The sequence below is a fragment of the Mycobacterium marseillense genome, from assembly GCF_010731675.1.
GTDB lineage: Bacteria > Actinomycetota > Actinomycetes > Mycobacteriales > Mycobacteriaceae > Mycobacterium > Mycobacterium marseillense.
Genome location: NZ_AP022584.1, coordinates 1,611,355 through 1,630,750, shown reverse-complemented (window position 1 = coordinate 1,630,750; position 19,396 = coordinate 1,611,355). Strand labels below are relative to the sequence as shown.

General features: G+C 66.0%; 15 protein-coding genes. 12 read left to right on the top strand and 3 right to left on the bottom strand.

Features of this window, described 5'->3' with window-relative positions:
* Positions 1 to 219: 219 nt before the first annotated feature.
* The 3 genes from G6N26_RS06910 to G6N26_RS06900 form a co-directional block, all read right to left on the bottom strand.
* Entirely contained in the window at positions 220 to 474 is a 255-nt protein-coding gene (locus G6N26_RS06910) for a hypothetical protein (protein ID WP_163648741.1), read from the bottom strand.
* Positions 475 to 600: 126 nt separating this feature from the next.
* Complete coding sequence (locus G6N26_RS06905) at positions 601 to 1,581, bottom strand: S1 family peptidase (RefSeq protein ID WP_083018302.1); 981 nt, start codon at positions 1,579 to 1,581, stop codon at positions 601 to 603.
* Positions 1,582 to 1,630: 49 nt separating this feature from the next.
* Entirely contained in the window at positions 1,631 to 2,398 is a 768-nt protein-coding gene (locus G6N26_RS06900) for a TVP38/TMEM64 family protein (protein WP_139799143.1), read from the bottom strand.
* Between the two features lie 180 nt (positions 2,399 to 2,578).
* Here G6N26_RS06900 and mutA point away from each other — a divergent pair, with 180 nt between their 5' ends.
* The 12 genes from mutA to G6N26_RS06840 all read left to right on the top strand — a co-directional run bounded on the left by mutA (position 2,579) and on the right by G6N26_RS06840 (position 19,355).
* Complete coding sequence (mutA, locus tag G6N26_RS06895; protein ID WP_083018239.1) at positions 2,579 to 4,456, top strand: methylmalonyl-CoA mutase small subunit; 1,878 nt, start codon at positions 2,579 to 2,581, stop codon at positions 4,454 to 4,456.
* Positions 4,457 to 4,461: 5 nt separating this feature from the next.
* Complete coding sequence (gene scpA / locus G6N26_RS06890) at positions 4,462 to 6,717, top strand: methylmalonyl-CoA mutase (RefSeq protein WP_083018237.1); 2,256 nt, start codon at positions 4,462 to 4,464, stop codon at positions 6,715 to 6,717.
* Between the two features lie 79 nt (positions 6,718 to 6,796).
* A complete protein-coding gene (gene meaB / locus G6N26_RS06885) occupies positions 6,797 to 7,777 on the top strand; it encodes a methylmalonyl Co-A mutase-associated GTPase MeaB (RefSeq protein ID WP_083018235.1) in 981 nt (326 codons plus the stop codon).
* 63 nt (positions 7,778 to 7,840) lie between these two features.
* Positions 7,841 to 9,127 (top strand): esterase/beta-lactamase LipL, encoded by a 1,287-nt coding sequence (gene lipL, locus G6N26_RS06880; RefSeq protein WP_083018233.1) that lies wholly within the window; start codon positions 7,841 to 7,843, stop codon positions 9,125 to 9,127.
* Positions 9,128 to 9,369: 242 nt separating this feature from the next.
* Positions 9,370 to 10,542 carry an acyltransferase family protein gene (locus G6N26_RS06875; protein ID WP_083018232.1) on the top strand — a complete coding sequence of 391 codons (1,173 nt, stop codon included), beginning with the start codon at positions 9,370 to 9,372 and terminating at the stop codon, positions 10,540 to 10,542.
* 294 nt (positions 10,543 to 10,836) lie between these two features.
* Positions 10,837 to 11,751: a sulfotransferase family protein gene (locus G6N26_RS06870; RefSeq protein ID WP_083018299.1), complete on the top strand. Its 915-nt coding sequence runs from the start codon at positions 10,837 to 10,839 to the stop codon at positions 11,749 to 11,751.
* A gap of 359 nt (positions 11,752 to 12,110) precedes the next feature.
* Positions 12,111 to 13,121 (top strand): sulfotransferase family protein, encoded by a 1,011-nt coding sequence (locus tag G6N26_RS06865; RefSeq protein ID WP_083018230.1) that lies wholly within the window; start codon positions 12,111 to 12,113, stop codon positions 13,119 to 13,121.
* Positions 13,122 to 13,294: 173 nt separating this feature from the next.
* A complete protein-coding gene (locus G6N26_RS06860; RefSeq protein WP_083018228.1) occupies positions 13,295 to 14,404 on the top strand; it encodes an NAD-dependent epimerase/dehydratase family protein in 1,110 nt (369 codons plus the stop codon).
* 150 nt (positions 14,405 to 14,554) lie between these two features.
* On the top strand, positions 14,555 to 15,361 hold the full coding sequence (locus tag G6N26_RS06855) for a TylF/MycF/NovP-related O-methyltransferase (RefSeq protein ID WP_083018296.1): 807 nt from the start codon (positions 14,555 to 14,557) through the stop codon (positions 15,359 to 15,361).
* Between the two features lie 118 nt (positions 15,362 to 15,479).
* Positions 15,480 to 16,748 carry a glycosyltransferase gene (locus tag G6N26_RS06850; protein ID WP_083018294.1) on the top strand — a complete coding sequence of 423 codons (1,269 nt, stop codon included), beginning with the start codon at positions 15,480 to 15,482 and terminating at the stop codon, positions 16,746 to 16,748.
* A 416-nt stretch (positions 16,749 to 17,164) separates the two neighbouring features.
* Entirely contained in the window at positions 17,165 to 18,451 is a 1,287-nt protein-coding gene (locus G6N26_RS06845; RefSeq protein ID WP_083018226.1) for a glycosyltransferase, read from the top strand.
* Positions 18,452 to 18,548: 97 nt separating this feature from the next.
* Positions 18,549 to 19,355, top strand: a complete 807-nt coding sequence (locus tag G6N26_RS06840) for a TylF/MycF/NovP-related O-methyltransferase (protein ID WP_083018224.1) — start codon at positions 18,549 to 18,551, stop codon at positions 19,353 to 19,355.
* Positions 19,356 to 19,396 lie beyond the last annotated feature (41 nt).

The window sequence follows — 19,396 nt, the reverse complement described above, 5'->3', positions numbered from 1 at the left end:
GGGTCTCGCTGTAGTGGGACGGCCACGCGGCGACGAATGCTCGGGTCTCACCTGCGACTTTCGACAGAGGTCGTGCGACGAATCCGCGGCCTTTATCGAAACCGCGCCTTTATCAAACTACTTGGTCGTTGTGCGGAGGCGGCGTGCGGTGAAAACGGTGATGGCCGCCGCGGACACCCGAGACGGCCACACCACGACACGGCTAGTGCACCGCCGCGATCACCACCCTGGTGGGGGCGGCAAGGGTCCGCCCGGCCCGTGTCCCGGCGGCGGCGGTCCCAGCGGTCCGCCCGGCGCGGGCGGTGGTCCGCCGAACGGCCCACCCGGCGGTGGCGGTCCGGGCTGCCCCGGAGGCGGCGGCGGGGGCGGCGGATCCGCGCTCGCCACTCCGGCACCGATGCCGGCCACCGCGGCCCCGAAGGCCCCCGCGAGCAACGAACCAGCGATGAGTTGCTTGAACTTCACTCGACCCATCCATCCTTCCAGTCGTCGTTTCCTAACCTGGCGGCGCGAAATCATCCTTCTCGCACCGCTTGTCACGACGGTAGGAGGTCAGCCTGAAGTGGACCTGAAGACGGAGGGGCAGAGCGCAAGGGCCCGTCAGGGCGGGGACGACGGAGCGGTGATCGCGGTCAGGCGCCACTTGTCCAGCCACGGCCGCACCAACTCGGCGACGGAGAATTTGGCGCGGGCGGCGCATCCGGCCTTGGGGATGTAGGGGTCACCGCCGCGGATGAGAATGCCGACGGCGCTGACGGTGCCGTCGCGTTCGTAGAGGTACACGGGGCCGCCCGAGTCGCCGCACTGCCCGCTCGCCAGAAACACGACCTTGCTTGCGGTGATCTCCACGATCTGCCCACAGGCGTCCACGCCCGAGCCCATGCCGAACTTGCACAACTGTTGTCCGACTTCAAGATTGGTCGCCACGCCGGTGACGGGCAGCGACGCGGCGACCGCCGAGGACCGGGGAACGTGGTCGCCGTCCAGCGTGATCAGGCCGATGTCGTGCTGTTCGTCGTGGACGCCTTCGCTGATCGTCCGGGTGAAGGTGCCCAACGGGGTATAGGGCAGGACCCCGCCCAGGTTCATCGTGACCTTGCTCGGCGCACCGGGGCGATTGCAATGACCGGCGGTGAGTATCCCGGGCCGGCCGCCACTGGTATGCACCAAAAACCCTGCGGTGCAACCCATTCCGCCGGAGCCGTCGGCATAGTCGACGTAGATCCCGGCACCCGGGCCGATCGCGCTGGCCGCGGGCAGATCGATCGGCGCCAGGGTGGGCGGCGGTGGGAGCGGCTGCTGTGCCGGGGTCGCGGCCTTGGGGAACAGGCAGATGGCCGCGACCAGGGCGGCGGTGCTACACACCGCCGCGAGGACGAGCAGGGTGGTGTGCAGTTTGGCGCGCGGCGGCAGGACGAACGCACGGGTCTTCGGCCTGCGTCGCCGCTGGCTCGGACTGGGCAGGAAGCCCAACACGGCGAGTACCGCCAGCACCAGGGCACTGAGCGGGAGCGCGACGGTACGAGCCGGCGAATATGGCGACCCCCAGCTGGTGAACTCCAGCGCGTACACGCCCTCTATTAGATCGATCTTTGCCGCCTCGCGCGGCGCTCTCGACAGAGTTGGTGGATCAGCTGACGGCGGCCGGCTCGGGGGAGAGCTCGTCGTCGAGGTGACGGTGTGCACGGCGGTGGTGCCGACGGAAGTGGCGGACCTCGATGATCAAGCCCGCCAGGCCCAGCGCGCTGGTGACCGCCGACACCAGATACAGCAGCGAGCTGGGATGACCGGCCAGCGCGTCGCCCAGGACGACAACGGCGGTGGTACCGGGCAACAGTCCGGCCAGCGTCGCCAACGCGTAGGGCAGTACCCGCACGCTCGACGCGCCGGCGGCGTAGTTGAGCGCCGAGAACGGCACCGCAGGAATCAATCGCAGCGACACGATGGCCAGCCAGCCCCGTCGCCGCAGCCGCTCCTCCACCGTGTCGATCGATCGGTGGCGCACCAAGCGGTTCAATCGCCACCCGGCCGCACGCACCAGCAGCAAGGCGATCATCGCGCTTGCCGTGCTGGCGACCACCGCGATGGCAACGCCCAGCAGCGGGCCGAAGAGCAACCCGGCCGCCAGCGTGAACGCGGTGCGCGGGATGGGCACCACCGTCACGACGATGTGCGCGACCAGAAACGCTAGCGGGAACCACGGCCCGAGTGACTGGGCCCAGTCGCGCATCTGCACCGGTGAGGGCAGCGGAAGCAACGACGCCAGAACCAGAAACGCTGTGATGCCCACCACTGTCCAGACGATCCGCGACCGAGAGACGCTGCGCCCGGCCGCGCGGATGGCGCAGCCGAGATCGCGAAGCGTCGCGGTGATTTTGCTGGTGGCGGAAGCCGGCACGGCATCCAAGGTTACGGGGCGCAGATGAATTGGGCGTTGCCCATGGCTGGCGTTTCGTCGTGAGTCCGGTCGGCTCGCGGCACCTGGCGGTTTTTAGCGGGGAGCTCCCATCAATTAGCCTCAATAGCTAAGTGGTATCCCCAAAGCTGTAGCCCAAATGCTGGGAAAAGGGAGCAATCGGTGTCCATTGATGTACCCGAGCTCGCCGGCCTAGAACAGGTTCGCGGGCGTTGGCGCAGTGCGGTCGCCGGAGTGCTGGCCAAGAGCACCCGGAAGGACCCCGAGCAGTTGGGGGACGCGCCCGAGCGGCTGCTGGAAACCCCGACGTACGACGGGGTCGCGATTCGCGCGCTCTACACCGCGCTCGACGAGTTGCCCGAACCGCCGCTCCCGGGTGAGTGGCCTTATGTGCGCGGCGGCGACGCGCTGCGCGACGTCAAGACCGGCTGGCGGGTCGCCGAGGCATTCCCGGCCACCCCGGTGCCGGGCGTCGCGGCAAAGGACGTCAACTCCGCTGTGCTCGACGCGCTGGGCAACGGGGCCAGTGCCCTGGTGCTGCGCATCGGGGAGTCCGGCGTGGCGCCCGAGCAGCTGGCCGACACGCTGCAGGGTGTCTACCTGAGCATGGCGCCGCTGATCCTGGAAGCCGGCGCCGACTACGCGGCGGCCGGCGACGTCGCGCTGGCACTGGCCGACGAGGTGGAACCCGAGCAGCGCGCCACCGTGTCGATCGACCTCGGCGGCGACCCGCTGACCGCGGCGCTCAGTGACCGTGCCGCCCCGAAGATCGACGACGTGGTCACCGTCGCCAAGCGGGCCGCCGAGCACACCGGCGTGCGGGCGATCACCGTTGACGGGCCCGCGTTCCACAATCTCGGCGCCAACGCGACGTGGGAGCTGGCCGCCGGTGTCGCGGCCGCGGTGAGTTACCTGCGGCTGCTCACCGAGGCGGGGATGCCCATCGGCCAGGCGTTGCGGCAGATCAGCTTCCGGTTCGCCGCCGACGACGACCAGTTCATGACGATCGCCAAGTTCCGCGCGGCGCGCAATTTGTGGGCGCGAGTCGCCGAGGTCGTCGGCGAGCCGGATGCCGGTGCTGCCGTCATCCACGCCGAGACCTCGCTGCCGATGATGACCCAGCGCGACCCCTGGGTGAACATGCTGCGCTGCACCCTGGCCGCCTTCGGCGCCGGCGTCGGCGGCGCCGACTCGCTGCTGGTCTTCCCGTTCGATGTGGCGATCGACGGCGGATTTCCGGACATCGCAACGAGTTTCGCGCGCCGCATCGCACGCAACACCCAGCTGCTGTTGCTCGAGGAGTCACACGTGGGCCGCGTGCTTGACCCGGCCGGCGGGTCGTGGTTCGTGGAGGACCTCACCGCCCGGCTGGCCGAGCAGGCCTGGCAGCATTTCCAGGCCATCGAGGCGCACGGCGGATTCACCGAGGCCGTCGACTTCATCGCCGGTCAGATCGGCGAGATCGCGGCCCGTCGCAGCGACGACATCGCGCACCGACGCACGGCGATCACGGGCGTCAACGAATTCCCGAACCTCACCGAACCACCGCTGCCGCAAAGCGACTCGTCGTATTCGCCGCTGGCGGCCGGGAAGCTGGTGCGGTACGCGGCGGAGTTCGAAGCCCTGCGTGACCGCTCCGACGCCTTCGTGGCCCGCACCGGCTCGCGGCCCCAGGCGCTGTTGCTGCCCCTGGGTCCGTTGGCCGAGAACAACATTCGGGCGACGTTCGCCTCGAACCTGTTGGCCTCCGGCGGCATCGAGGCGGTCAACCCCGGAACCGTCGACGCCGCCGGTGTCGCGGCGGCCGTGGCCGAGGCAGGGACGCCGACGGTGGCGGTTATCTGCGGCACCGACAGGCGTTACGGGGACGAGGCGTCCGGCGTCGTGGAGGCGGCGCGCGGCGCCGGGATTTCCCGGGTGTATCTGGCCGGTCCCGAGAAGGCCGTGGCCGACGCCGAGCACCAACCGGACCAATTCCTGACCGCGAAAATCAATGCGGTCGAAGCACTGTCGGATCTGCTCACGAGGCTGGGGGCGTAGTTAGGATGACAACCACTGCACCTGCTGTCGGCAGCTTCGCCGATGTGCCGCTGCACAGCGAGCGGACCATCGCGCCGGCCACCGAAGCCGCAGTCGAAGAACACGTGGCCGCCGCCGCGGCCGCGCACTGGTACACGCCCGACCAACTGCAATGGCACACACCGGAAGACATCGACGTCAAACCGGTTTACATCGCCGCCGACCGCGCCGCCGTCGAGGGCGACGGCTATCCGCTGCACAGCTTCCCCGGCGAACCGCCGTTCGTCCGCGGGCCCTACCCGACGATGTATGTCAACCAGCCCTGGACGATCCGGCAGTACGCCGGTTTCTCCACGGCCGCCGAGTCCAACGCCTTCTACCGCCGCAACCTGGCGGCCGGCCAGAAGGGGCTGTCGGTGGCCTTCGACCTGGCCACCCACCGCGGCTACGACTCCGACCACCCGCGAGTGCAGGGCGACGTCGGAATGGCCGGTGTGGCAATCGATTCCATCCTCGACATGCGGCAACTGTTCGACGGCATCGATCTGTCGACGGTGTCGGTGTCGATGACCATGAACGGCGCGGTGCTGCCGATCCTGGCGCTGTACGTGGTGGCCGCCGAGGAGCAGGGCGTTCCGCCGGAGAAGCTGGCCGGCACCATCCAGAACGACATCCTCAAAGAGTTCATGGTGCGCAACACCTACATCTATCCGCCCAAACCGTCGATGCGCATCATCTCCGACATCTTCGCCTACACCAGCGCCAAGATGCCGAAGTTCAACTCCATCTCGATCTCCGGCTACCACATCCAGGAAGCCGGTGCCACAGCGGATTTGGAGCTCGCCTACACCCTGGCCGACGGGGTCGACTACATCAAGGCCGGCCTGGACGCCGAGCTGGACATCGACAAGTTTGCACCGCGGTTGTCCTTCTTCTGGGGCATCGGGATGAACTTCTTCATGGAGGTCGCCAAGCTGCGGGCGGGCCGGCTGTTGTGGAGCGAGCTGGTCTCCCAGTTCGACCCGAAGAGCGCCAAATCGCTGTCGCTGCGCACACATTCGCAGACCTCGGGCTGGTCGCTGACCGCACAGGACGCCTTCAACAACGTCGCCCGCACCTGCATCGAGGCGATGGCCGCCACCCAGGGGCACACGCAGTCGCTGCACACCAACGCCTTGGACGAGGCGCTGGCCTTGCCCACCGACTTCTCCGCGCGCATCGCGCGCAACACCCAGCTGGTGCTGCAGCAGGAGTCGGGCACCACGCGGCCCATCGACCCGTGGGCGGGCTCGTACTACGTGGAATGGCTGACCCATCAGCTCGCGCAGAAGGCCCGCGCCCACATCGCCGAGGTCACCGAGCACGGCGGCATGGCCCAGGCCATCAGTGACGGGATTCCCAAGCTGCGCATCGAGGAGGCGGCCGCGCGCACGCAGGCCCGCATCGACTCCGGGATCCAGCCGGTGATCGGGATCAACAAGTACCAGGTGGAAGAGGACCAGGAGGTCGAGGTCCTCAAGGTCGAGAACAGCCGGGTGCGTGCCGAGCAGCTGGCCAAGCTCAAGGGACTGCGGGAAAGCCGCGACCAGCAGGCCGTCGACGCCGCGCTGGCCGAGTTGTCGCGCGCGGCGGCCGCGCAGGGCCGCGCGGGTGAGGACGGGCTGGGCAACAACCTGCTGGCGCTGGCCATCGACGCGGCCCGCCACAAGGCCACCGTCGGTGAGATCTCCGACGCGCTGGAGAAGGTCTATGGCCGTCACCAGGCGGAGATCCGTACCATCGCCGGCGTCTACCGCGACGAAGCTGGAAAGGCCGGAAACATGGCCAGCGCAACCGAACTCGTCGAGAAGTTCGCCGAGGCCGACGGCCGCCGCCCCAGGATCCTGGTGGCCAAGATGGGCCAGGACGGCCACGACCGCGGCCAGAAGGTGATCGCGACGGCGTTCGCCGACATCGGCTTCGACGTCGACGTCGGATCGCTGTTCTCCACGCCCGAGGAGGTGGCCCGCCAGGCCGCCGACAACGACGTGCACGTCGTCGGGGTGTCCTCGCTGGCGGCCGGGCACCTGACGCTGGTGCCGGCGTTGCGCGAGGCGATGGCCGAGGTGGGGCGCCCCGACATCATGATCGTCGTCGGCGGCGTCATCCCGCCCGGAGATTTCGACGAGCTCTACGAGGCCGGGGCCGCCGCGATCTTCCCGCCCGGCACGGCGATCGCCGACGCCGCGATCGGCTTGCTGCACAAGCTCGCCGAGCGGCTGGGTTACGACCTCGGCCAGTGACCGGAACCGTGTTCGCGAGCGTAACGGCACTGCGACATTTGCCCCAGTTTTTCGCAGCGTCGTTACAGTCGGCGGCCCGATGAGCGCGCAATCAGTGGGGCAGCTGGCCAAGGCGGTTCGCAGCGGTGACCGCGCGGCGTTGCCACGCGCCATCACTCTGCTGGAGTCCACCCGCAAAGATCACCAGCAGAAGGCGCAGCAGCTGCTGCTGGAGCTGACGCCGGACTCGGGCAACGCGCACCGGGTGGGCATCACCGGGACTCCCGGGGTGGGCAAGTCCACCACCATCGAGGCCCTCGGCATGGGTCTGATCGAACGGGGCCATCGCGTGGCGGTGCTGGCCGTCGACCCGTCGTCGACGCGCACCGGCGGCTCGATCCTCGGTGACAAAACCCGGATGGCGCGCCTGGCCATGCACCCGGATGCATACATTCGGCCGTCGCCCACGTCGGGCACCCTGGGCGGGGTGGCCAAGGCCACCCGTGAAACGTCGGTGCTGCTGGAGGCCGCCGGCTTCGACGTGGTCCTGATCGAGACCGTCGGCGTCGGGCAGTCCGAGGTGACCGTGGCCAACATGGTCGACACGTTCGTGTTGCTGACCCTGGCGCGCGGCGGCGACCAGCTGCAGGGCATCAAGAAGGGCGTGCTGGAGCTCGCCGACATCGTCGTGGTGAACAAGGCCGACGGGAAGCACCTCCCCGAGGCGCGGTCGGCGGCGCGCGAGCTGTCCGGGGCGATCAGGTTGATTTATCCGCGCGAAACCCTGTGGCGACCACCCGTTCTCACGATGAGCGCCGCCGAGGGGACCGGCCTCGACGAACTGTGGGACACCGTCGAACGTCATCGTCAGGTGCTCAGCGAGGCGGGGGAGTTCGAGGCGCGCCGCCGCGGCCAGCTGGTGGACTGGACCTGGCAGATGGTGCGCGACACGGTGTTGGACCGGTTGGCGTCCAACCCGGCGGTGCGCAAGATCCGGGCCGACGTCGAGCGAAAGGTCAAGGCGGGGGAGCTAACTCCCGCGCTGGCCGCCCAGCAAATATTGACGGCCGCGTCGGGTTAACGGTTAGGTCAATAATCCTCGATTTCGCTCCTGCCGGTTGTGTAATCCAAGTAAATTCAAAGTGTGACGGTGGATAGCCGAGTCAATCGCCGCGCGGTCCGTGTCCACGATGACCTTGACGCAGGTCACCGTGTGTCCGGCGCGGCGGACTCACACTTCGGGTGCGTCGTTCGTAGCTTTTCCAGCATGTTTCCCGCCCGCCGGTTCGGCGGCGGGGCGTTGGCCGTCTATGTCGACGGCCAGCCCGTCGTGGACGTCTGGACGGGGTTTGCCGACCGGGGCGGCGAGCGGCCGTGGTCGGAGAACACCGCCCCGATGGTGTTCTCCGCGACCAAGGGAATGGCCGCCACCGTCATTCACCGGCTCGCGGACCGGGGGCTGATCGACTACGACGCCCCGGTCGCCGAATACTGGCCCGAGTTCGCGGCCAACGGCAAGGCCGACATGACCGTTCGCCAGGTGATGCGCCACCAGGCCGGCCTCTCGGGTCTGCGCGGCGCCACCAAGGAAGACCTCCTTGATCACGTAGTGATGGAGGAGCGGCTGGCCGCGGCGGCTCCCGGGCGTCTGCTGGGCAAATCCGCGTACCACGCGCTGACCTTCGGCTGGCTAATGTCGGGCCTGGGCCGCGCGGTGACCGGTAAAGGGATGCGCACGCTGATTCGCGAGGAACTCGCCGAGCCGCTGGGCGTCGACGGCCTGTACCTGGGCCGCCCGCCGGCCGGGTGCCCAACGCGGGTCGCCGAGATCGTCGCGCCGCAGAACCTGCTGGGCAGTTCGCTCGTCAACTACGTCTCGCGCAAGGTCGCCAACGAACTCTCCGGCGGGTTCAGGGCGATCTATTTCCCGGGCATGGTCGCGGCGGTGCAGGGCGACACCCCGCTGCTCGACGCCGAGATCCCGGCGGCCAACGGGGTGGCCACGGCGCGTGGCCTGGCGCGGATGTACGGCGCCATCGCCAATGGTGGCGAGGTCGAGGGCATCCGATTCCTCTCCCGCGACCTGACGGCGAGCCTGACGGGTGAGCGCAGCCTGCGGCCGGACCGAAACATCTACGTGCCGTTGGCTTTCCACCTGGGTTATCACAGTTTGCCGATCGGCGGCGTGATGCCCGGCTTCGGCCACGTCGGGATGGGCGGCTCGGTCGGATGGGCCGACCCCGCCTCGGGCGTGGCGTTCTCGTTGGTGCACAATCGGCTGCTGACGCCCTTGGTGATGAGTGATCATGCGGCGTTCGTCGGAATCTACGCGCTGATCCGCCGGGCCGCGGAGAAGGTACGCAAACGCGGATTCCGACCGGTCACCGAGTTCGGGGCGCCGTTCTGCGAACCGGGGGCCGTCGCCGGCTGACGCCAATCCGGGGAGGCGGTGCGACCGCGTTGCGCGGTGCGCCACCGACGGGCGTGTAGTTGACAAGAGCGCTCCAACATCGGTCGGAGGATTCCACGACCGCGTCCGACTGCTCGTGTGCAGTTTTTGTGGGCGCTGTACTCTGACCGGATGTTTGCTCAGTTCATTCCTGCGCATTCCCGCGTCGTTGCCCGACAGCGCCGCGCAGTAATGCAGGGCGCCGGGCGACGAGAATCGTTCAGATGAGCGCGAATCCGACAGTTTCTGGCCCCCACGCAACGGTCAGTCGCCGGCAAAAGCGACGATGGTCGGGGGGTCCGACGCTCGACCAGGCATTCGATACCCGAAACAACGCACTGAACGCCTGGCGACTGGTGCTGGCGTCGGGTGTCATCCTGCAGCACTCCTGGTCGCTCACCGGCCGCAAAATCTACCCACCGATTGAGCAGTTGCTCACTCAGGTCTGGGTCGACGGGTTTTTCGCGATATCGGGCTTCCTCATCACGGCGAGTTGGGTGCGCAACCCACGGCTTCGCGAGTACTTCGTCGCCCGGACCCTTCGCATCTTTCCGGGGCTGTGGGTCTGCCTGGTCGTGGTGGCCTTTGTCATTGCGCCGCTCGGCGTGGCGATCCAAGGTGGTTCGCCCGCCAAGCTTCTGCTGTCTCCCGCGCCGTTCGAGTACGTGTTGAACAACGCCGTGCTGAACGTGTATCACACCGGTATCGATGGAACACCGAAAAACGTCCCCTTCCCGGGCGTCTGGGACGGTGTGCTGTGGACCCTGATATTCGAATTACTTTGCTACATCGCGGTTGCCGTTGCCGGCGTGTCCGGACTCCTCAACCGCCGCTGGCCCGCTCCGGTGGTGTTCGCACTGTTCTTGGTGGGTGCGGCGCTAGTGTCTTACCCCGTGGGGGCGGTGGAGACGATCCCGCAGATGATCACGCGTTTCTCCCTCGTCTTCGCCGCAGGAGCACTGCTGCATCAATTTCAGGACATGATTCCCGCTCGATGGTCACTCGTCGCCATGAGCGCGGCCATCGTGGTGGCGGCCGGCTTGCTGGTGCCCAATTACCGCATACTCGCGGCCATTCCGCTGGCCTACGCCGTCGTTGTTTCCGGTGCGCTGATCCACAACCAGCGCTTGCGTTTACGCACTGACCTCTCCTACGGCGTGTACATCTATGCCTGGCCCCTGCAACAGTTATTGGTGATCTGCGGGCTCGGTTTCTTGCCGCCGTTTGCGTTCGCCGTTGTTGCTGCCACCGCCACTCTTCCATTAGCTGCACTGAGCTGGTTCCTGGTGGAAAAGCGCGCACTCGCGCTCAAATCCCGCTTCAAGCGCAAAGTGCGTGGGCGGGACGATGCCGTCGCTGAGGGGCGGCCGCCCGCGCACACCGCCTCGGGCGACTAACCGGCGCATAACCTCGATCTCACCTCTAGCTAGAGCGATAAAAGACGTTCAGATCGACGGCCTTTCGCCTGCTAATCCGCATTGCTGAAGGGTTCTATTGAACTCGCCCCAGAAATTGCAAACTCATGCATAATGACCCGTGATCCCGGGGGCCGCATGACGCGCGCGTGACGCGCAACGGAAAGGTGTGGGTCCGCGATGACAGCTGCCCGGGCGAGCCAAGCCGCCGATCTCCCCGAGCCATCCGCCCGCCCCGAGACTGCCGTTCGTCCGGTTGCGTTGTTCGTGCTGGGAATGGCCCGGTCCGGGACGTCCGCCCTTACCCGGGTTTTGTCACTGTGCGGAAGCACGCTCCCGGCCGGAATGTGCGGGGCCGACGGGAACAACCCGCGTGGTTATTGGGAGCCGCGCGCGGCAATCATGCTCAACGAAACGATCCTGCGTCGCCACGACAGCAATTGGTACGACCCGACGCTGCGTCTGCAGGAGGAGTGCGCCTTCGGCGCCGAGGAAAAGGCGGCCTGTATCGCGGAGATCGCGGCATATCTGGGCACGCTGCCGGCGGCGCCGCTGGTGGTCATCAAGGAGCCGAGGATCACGGCGCTGTCGAGCCTGTGGTTCGAGGCGGCGCGCCAGGTCGGGTTCGATCTCGCCGCGGTGATCGCGGTGCGCCACCCGCAAGAGGTTGTCGCTTCGGCGGCGAAGTACGTGGACACTTCGCCGGAGCTGTCGAGCGCATTGTGGCTCAAATACAACCTGCTCGCCGAACGGCACACGCGCGGTATGCCGCGTGTGTTCGTCGACTACGGAAACCTGCTCGAGGATTGGCATCGAGAGGTGAAGCGCATTGCGGCCGCGCTGGAAATCGATCTGGACACCGCCGACGAGAGCGCGATCGCGGAGTTTCTCACCGCCGAACTTCGTCGTCAGCGATATGTCGGCCCAGTGGCGGACCATTTCGGCGCGGACTGGATCTCCGCCGTCTATGAGGCACTGCGCGGCGCCGCGCAGGACTACCCCCTGCACGTGGCAACCCTGGATCGGGTCTTCGAGTCGTATCAAGCCGGTGAGCGTGATTTCCGGGTGGCGTTCACGGATTTCCACGTCCGCACCAACAGCATGCTCCGCCGGGTGTTCAGACCGTTTATCGTGAAATGGATCCTCGAGGTTGCAGCGATGCTTCACCGGCGCAGGGGAGCCTGGGCCTAGGGAGAACGCCCCAAAGATTAAGTCAGCAAAACAGTTTCGTAAAAGCGGCACCGCGATCGTCTGGGCCTGGTTATAGTCTTTAGCGGGCGCAATGATTCGATGGTTCTCACCGGGGGGAGAAGTTGCCGGTCACAAGTCAAGCCTGACTCTGCGTGAGGAGCGCGGTACGTCGCCTTCTCTTTGCCAAAGTTGTTGAGCGGGCCGGACTTATCTCTGTGACATCGTTGTGTGCGCGACGGTGTCGATTCCGAACGATTGCTGCGCGCTGACCGCGCGCGTGCCGAATCGGCAACCCCCGGATATCAACCAAACTTCGAAAGTCGCTCAGGTGCACGATCAGTGAAAGGTCTGGATTCGCCATGAGATTGGCCCGGATGACCAAGCCCGTCGAAAACGCTGTCACGTCCTCCAACCCGCTTCGCTCCGGAAACCGTCCGGTCGCCCTTTTCGTGCTGGGACCTCAGCGGTCGGGAACCTCGGCGCTTACCCGGGTGCTCTCGCTGTGCGGTGGCACGCTGCCGGCCGCGATGCTTGGCGCCGACGCCAACAATCCACTCGGGTATTGGGAACCGCGAGCGGCCATCTCGCTCAACGAAACGATCCTGCGCCGTCTGGGGACCAATTGGTACGACCCCTCGTTACGCTTTCTGGACCACGATGCGGCGACCAAAGAAAACAAGGTCTGCGTCGCCAAGGTCGCGGAGTATCTGTCCACGCTGCCGGCGGCGCCGCTCGTGGTGATCAAAGAACCCAGGATCACGACACTGTCCGACCTATGGTTCGAGGCGGCACGCGGGGCGGGGTTCGACGTCGCCGCGGTGATCGCGGTACGTCATCCGCAGGAAGTCATATCGTCGATCGCGAAGTCCTGGCACGTCTCTCCCGCACTCGCGAGCGCCTTGTGGCTGAAATGCAACATCCTCGCCGAACGCAATTCACGCGGAGTGCCGCGGATATTCGTCGACTACGCGAACCTTCTCACGGACTGGCGCCGAGAGATGAAGCGAATCTCCACGGAGTTGCCCATCGAATTGCATGCCAAGGACGAGGACGCCATCGAGGGGTTCCTGACCCCCGGCTTGCACCGGCAGCGACACTGCGGCCCCGTCGCGAATCTTTTCGGTGCCGACTGGATTTCCACGGTCTACGAAGCGCTTCGCGAGGCCGCGCAGGACGACCCGATCGACACGTCAACGTTGGACCGCGTTTTCGAGTCCTACCGCGCGAGCGAGCGTGATTTCCGTAAGGCGTACGAGGATTTTCACGGCCTGTCCAACAGCATGCTGTTCCGGCTTTTCCGGCCGGCCATCGCAAGGCCGGTGATGGAGGTCGTCGCAATGGCCCACCGGCACAGGGGGACTTGGGCATAGCGCCTTTCGCGCATCGGGTGCGGTCTGACGTGCCGCCGAGCCGCTAAAGCAGAATCGCCTGATACCGCGGTAAGTGCCCGATATGATCGACCGGACCGCGATCTTGGCGAGTGTGCCGGTCGCATGATTTCCTCGGCATCCGAAAAGGGAGGCGTCGTTTCGTGTCAGCGTCCGTGCTCATCACCGGCGGGGCAGGATTCATCGGTTCGGCGCTCGCACGTCGTCTCATCGAGGCCGGATACGACGTCGCCGTGATGGACGTGCTGCATCCGCAGGTGCACGGGGGAGATCGGCCGGTCGAGCTGCCGCCGTCGGTGCGGTTGTTCACCGGCGACGTCACCCACGCGCCCGACTTCGACGCGGTGCTCCGTTTGTTCCGCCCCTCCCAAGTCGTTCACCTGGCCGCCGAAACGGGAACCGCGCAATCGCTGTCCGAGGCGACGCGGCACGGCTCGGTGAACGTCGTGGGAACCACCCAGCTCCTCGACGCCTTGAGCCGTTCCGGGATCGTGCCCGAACAGCTCGTCCTGGCGTCATCCAGGGCGGTGTACGGCGAGGGCTCATGGCAATCCGGCTCGCAGATCTTCTACCCGCGACCCCGCAGCCACGCGCAGCTCGTCGCGGGTCGCTGGGATCCGCAAGGCCCCGCCGGTGAGCAGGCGGTGCCGCTGCCGAGCCGCGCCGACCGGACCGAACCTCGGCCCACCAACGTGTACGCGGCCACCAAGCTCGCCCAAGAACACCTGTTGGGCGCCTGGACGTCCGCGCACGACACCAACCTCAGCGTGCTGCGTTTGCAGAACGTCTACGGGCCAGGGCAGTCGCTGACCAATTCGTACACCGGAATCGTCGCCCTCTTCGCGCGGTTGGCGCGCCAGGGACTTGCGTTGGAGGTGTACGAAGATGGCCGGATCGTGCGAGATTTCGTCTACATCGACGCGGTCGTCGACGCGCTGTTCGCGGCGGTCGAGCGCCCGGCAACCCAGCCGCGCTGCCTCGACATCGGATCCGGCCATGCCACCACCATCCACGAGCTGGCCAACAAGATCGCCGCCATGTGCGATGCGCCCGAACCGACCGTCGTCCCGAAATTCCGTGACGGCGACGTACGCGCCGCGAGCTGCGACATCGAGCCGGCGATCAACGAGCTCGGCTGGCACCCGAAGTGGACGCTCGACGATGGCCTGCGCGCGCTGCTCGACTGGATCGGCGAGCGGCCCGAGGCCGCCGCCGGATCGAACGAACCGGGCCGTCCCGCCGTTGAACAGGCGGGACGCCGCTGAGAAGTCCGGTCCAGCGTGGCTGGCGGTAGCCGAAGCAGCGCATATTTACGCCTATGATGGTTGCTACTACCCGGTAGGGGCAGGGACGGGTCCCCCACCGCCAGTTTTCATTTGAACCAGGGGGCAGCCTTGACCGTGACCGATCGTGACATGCGATCTCCGTTCCTCGATACCCGATCCGCCTACCTTGACCTGCTGCGACGTAACCTCACCCGGTACGGCAGCGACGAATTGGTGCCGGTGGGTTGGGACCGTCTGGGGCGCCCTCTTTTCAGCACCCGCAACCTGCTGCTGGTACGCAAGCGTCCGTTCAACGAGCACGCCCGGAAGCTGGGCCTGGATTGGCCGGCCGACGCCTTGACGATGATTGGTATGGAGCGGCTGACCAGCCTGCAGCGCTGCGTGGAGACGGTTCTGACGGAAGACGTACCCGGCGACCTGGTCGAGTGCGGCGTGTGGCGCGGTGGGGCGTCAATTCTGATGCGTGCGGTCTTGTCGGCCTACGGGGACGAGAAGCGCTCTGTGTGGCTATGCGATTCGTTCGAAGGGGTGCCGCCCCCGGATACCGCGCATTACGAGGCGGACAGGGGCATCAACCTGCATCGCGCCGCGGCGGTGCTGGCGGTGTCTGAGGCACAGGTCAAGGCTAATTTCGAGAACTACGGCTTACTCGATGACCACGTTCGTTTTGTTCCGGGGTGGTTCAAAGACACGTTGCAGGACGCCCCCATTGATCGCATTTCCGTATTGCGCCTCGATGGTGATCTTTATGAATCGACGATCCAGGCGCTCGACGCCCTCTACCCGCGCCTGTCGTCGGGCGGGTTTTGCATCATCGACGATTACCACGCCATCGACGCATGTCGGCAGGCGGTGGCCGACTACCGCACAGCGCACGGCGTGACCGCGGAGATCCAGGAAATCGACGGCACCGGCGTGCTGTGGCGCAAGCCGTGACGGCCGTTGACGCCATACTCATAGCCTGCGCACTCGCGCAAACCGGTGCTGTGGAGATCGTCGATCTTTAGAGTGATCGGTGCACCGTGATGGCGCAACCGAAGGGCTGGGAATCGCGATGAAATGTGTGCTGGCCAGCTATGGAACGCGCGGCGACATCGAGCCTTCCGTGGTCGTCGCCCGCGAACTGCAGCGCAGGGGGCATGACATGGTCATGGCCGTCCCGCCCGATTCGGTGAGCTTCACCGAGGCGGCTGGGCTGACTGCGGTCCCTTACGGGCTGGACTCACAGACCTGGCTCGGCGTCTACCGCAACTTCTGGACCGCTTTCTTCCGCGGGTTCTGGAAGGTCCGGGAGATGCGCGGCATGTGGCGCGAGATGTGGGATCTCAGCGACCAGTGCTGGGCACAGATGAACACGACGCTGCTGTCACTGGCCGACGGGGCTGACCTGCTGTTCGCGGGGCAGAGTTACCAGGAGCCCGCCGCCAACGTCGCCGAGTATTACGACCTTCCACTGGCCACGTTGCATCACGTTCCCATGCGGCCCAATGGCCAGGTCGTTTCGATCCTGCCGCCGCCGTTGGCCCGCTCCGCGATGACGGCGTTCGACTGGTACTGCTGGCGCCTGAACAAAAAGGTCGAGGACGCCCAGCGTCGGCAACTCGGGCTGCCGAAGGCGACAGCGCCGTCACCGCGGCGGATCGCCGACCGCGGATCGCTGGAAATCCAGGCCTATGACGAGGCATGCTTCCCCGGGTTGGCCGACGAATGGAAGAAATGGGACGGCCTGCGCCCCTTCGTCGGCACGCTGACGATGGAGTTGACCACCGAGGCCGACGACGACGTGATGTCCTGGATTCGCGACGGAACTCCGCCGATCTGCTTCGGTTTCGGCAGCATGCCGGTCGCATCTCCGGCCGACACCGTCGACATGATCAGCTCCGCTTGTTCGCAGCTGGGCGAGCGGGCATTGATCTGCGCCGGCAGGAGCGACTTCAGCGGTGTCCCGCTCGCCGATCACGTCAAGGTGGTGGGCCCGGTGAATTACGCGACGATATTTCCTGTTTGTCGTGCGGTCGTACACCACGGCGGCTCCGGGACAACTGCCGCCAGCCTGCGTGCCGGCGTCCCCACGCTGATCCTCTCGATGGATGCGAATCAGACCATCTGGGGCGCTCAGCTCAAACGGCTGAAAGTCGGTACCACACGCCGGTTTTCGGCCGCCGATCGCGAATCATTGATCAAGGATTTAAGCCAGATCCTCGCTCCGGATTACGCGCGGCGCGCTCGCGAGATCGCCGCCCGGATGACCAAACCGGCCGACAGCGTCGTCAAGGCCGCCGGCATCGTGGAAAAGTTTGCCAGCTCACGGAGTCGCGCCTGATGCAGCAAACAGGTTTAGGGGCGTTGCGCTGGGGGAATAGTCGAATTTGTTACCGGTTTCGATGCACCGTTGGATCCGGGCCGACTTCCCGTTTTCGCGGACATGATGTCGATCGTCTGGCAGACTAACGGAAAGATCAGGCGACGACACCTGGGCTTCAGCCACACTGCCCACGGGTCGTCACACTTCTACGGTTCGGGGGGAAGGGCCGATGAGGTTGGTTTTGTCGCACTCGGCTATTCCGGTGCACCGTTACAATCCCGCGTGGCTGCGGGATGCCAAATCCGTTGCGGAACAACGACAACGAATGACGCCGACCGAGCCCCAGAGCGCATGGCGGACCGCAGATTACCGAGCGGAAACGCCGCAGTCAAAGTTGCCCGCGCCGTCGGAGATTGATTAAGGTAACAGTCGCGATGAAATTTGCTGTGGCAAGTTATGGGACGCGTGGCGATATCGAGCCTTGCCTCACTATCGGTCGTGAACTGATGCGCAGAGGCCACTCGGTACGCATGGCCGTTCCACCAAATCTTGTCGATCTGGCCGAGGCGGCCGGAGTCCCGGCGATCCCCTATGGCCCGGATATGCACGACTTTTGGAGCGACGAGTTCATCCGGGACTTCTTCAAGAACTTCATCCGCGGCCCGGTCAAGTTGATGCGAGAGGCCTGGGAACCGGTACTGAAAAACTGGCAGGAAATGAGTTCGGCGCTGATGGCGGTGGGGGCCGGAGCCGATTTGCTATTCACCGGGCAGCTTTACCAGGATTTGGCGATCAACGTCGCCGACTATTACGGCATCCCGATGGCCACACTGCACTACATTCCGATGCGCCCCAACGGCCAGGTCGTCCCGGGGATACCCGGACCCATGGTCCGCACCGGCATGGCCGCGTACGACTGGATGTGCTGGCGCATGAACAAGAAGGCCGAGGATCGGCAGCGACGCGAGCTCGGCCTCCCCACCGCAACGGTGGCCTCACCTCGCCGGATCGCCGAGCGGGGTTCGCTGGAAATCCAGGCCTACGACGATGTTTGCTTCCCCGGGCTGGCCCACGAGTGGGCGAAGTGGGGTGGCCAGCGGCCGTTTGTGGGCTCGCTGACCATGGAACTGACGACCGAATGCGACGACGAGGTGCTGGCGTGGATCGCCCAGGGCACGCCTCCCATCTGTTTCGGTTTCGGCAGCATGCCGGTCGCCGAATCGCCCGCCGAGACGGTCGAAATGATCGGTGCTGCCTGCGCGGAGTTGGGGGAGCGGGCGTTGATCTGCTCCGGTTGGAGCGACTTCAGCGACGTCCCCCAGTTGGATCACGTCAAGGTCGTCGGCGTGGTCAACTACACGAAGATCTTTCCCGCCTGTCGCGCGGTCGTTCATCACGGCGGTTCGGGCACCACGGCTGCCGGCCTGCGCGCGGGGATCCCCTCGCTGATCCTTTGGACGGCCGGCGACCAGCCGATGTGGGGGTCGCGCGTCAAACAACTGAAGGTAGGCACATCCCGACGTTTCTCGGGCGCCACTCCCGAAACTCTGATTGCCGATCTGCGGACGATACTTGCCCCGGAATACACCACTCGCGCCCGTGAGCTCGCGACCCGGATGAGTAAACCCGCCGAGAGCGCGGGGCACGCAGTCGATCTGTTGGAAGAATTCGCGCGTTCGGGGCGCTGCGTTCCCGGAGTATCCGCAGAGCGAAGTCGCTGAGCAGCCGGTGACGGATACACTGCGAAACGCATTGACGGCGTCGACGGACGTCTAGGCTCTCTACCGGTAGTAATGGCATGCGGAGTAAGGGGTAGCTTTGGCGGTGACCGATCACGACACGCGTTTTGCATACCTCGATCTGCTCCGGCGCGACCTCACCAGGTACGGCAGCGACGAGTTGGTGCCGGTGGGGTTGTACCGCTTGGGGCGTCCCCTTTTCAGTACGCGCAATCTGCTGCTCGTGCGCAAACGGCCATTCAACAAGAATGCTCGTGACTTGGGCCTGGACTGGCCGGCGGATGCCTTGACGATGATCGGTATGCAGCGACTTACCAGTCTGCAGCACTGCGTCGAGACGGTCCTGGAAGAGGACGTCCCCGGTGATCTGGTCGAGTGCGGCGTGTGGCGCGGCGGCGCGTCCATCTTGATGCGCGCCGTGTTGGCGGCCCACGGAGACGAGAAGCGAACCGTGTGGTTGTGCGATTCGTTCGCTGGAGTGCCGCCCCCCGACACGGTCAATTACAAAGCGGACAAAGGGATCAGGCTGCATCGCCACGCGCGCATCCTGGGTGTGCCGCAAGAACACGTCCAGGCGAACTTCGAGCGCTACGGGTTGTTGGATGACCAGGTGCGTTTCCTGCCAGGGTGGTTCAAGGACACGCTGCAGGACGCCCCGATCGACCGCATTTCGGTGCTGCGGCTTGACGGCGACCTGTACGAGTCGACCATCCAGGCCCTCGATGCGCTCTACCCGCGGTTGTCGACAGGGGGCTTCTGCATCGTCGACGACTACCATGCGATCAAGGCGTGCGCGCAGGCGGTGACCGACTATCGCGCCAAGCATGGGGTGACTGACGAGATCGTCGAGATAGACGGCACCGGCGTGCTGTGGCGTAAGTCCTGAGAGAACGCTGAATCTCTAGGTGTACGAGACGATTTGCCCTC

Bases quoted from the DNA above. Each gene is read 5' to 3' on its own strand.
- G6N26_RS06910 (WP_163648741.1), bottom strand. From the start codon at position 474: ATGGGTCGAGTGAAGTTCAAGCAACTCATCGCTGGTTCGTTGCTCGCG.
- G6N26_RS06865 (WP_083018230.1), top strand. From the start codon at position 12,111: ATGAGATTGGCCCGGATGACCAAGCCCGTCGAAAACGCTGTCACGTCC.
- G6N26_RS06855 (WP_083018296.1), top strand. From the start codon at position 14,555: ATGCGATCTCCGTTCCTCGATACCCGATCCGCCTACCTTGACCTGCTG.
- G6N26_RS06850 (WP_083018294.1), top strand. From the start codon at position 15,480: ATGAAATGTGTGCTGGCCAGCTATGGAACGCGCGGCGACATCGAGCCT.
- G6N26_RS06875 (WP_083018232.1), top strand. From the start codon at position 9,370: ATGAGCGCGAATCCGACAGTTTCTGGCCCCCACGCAACGGTCAGTCGC.
- meaB (WP_083018235.1), top strand. From the start codon at position 6,797: ATGAGCGCGCAATCAGTGGGGCAGCTGGCCAAGGCGGTTCGCAGCGGT.
- G6N26_RS06845 (WP_083018226.1), top strand. From the start codon at position 17,165: ATGAAATTTGCTGTGGCAAGTTATGGGACGCGTGGCGATATCGAGCCT.
- scpA (WP_083018237.1), top strand. From the start codon at position 4,462: ATGACAACCACTGCACCTGCTGTCGGCAGCTTCGCCGATGTGCCGCTG.
- G6N26_RS06870 (WP_083018299.1), top strand. From the start codon at position 10,837: ATGGCCCGGTCCGGGACGTCCGCCCTTACCCGGGTTTTGTCACTGTGC.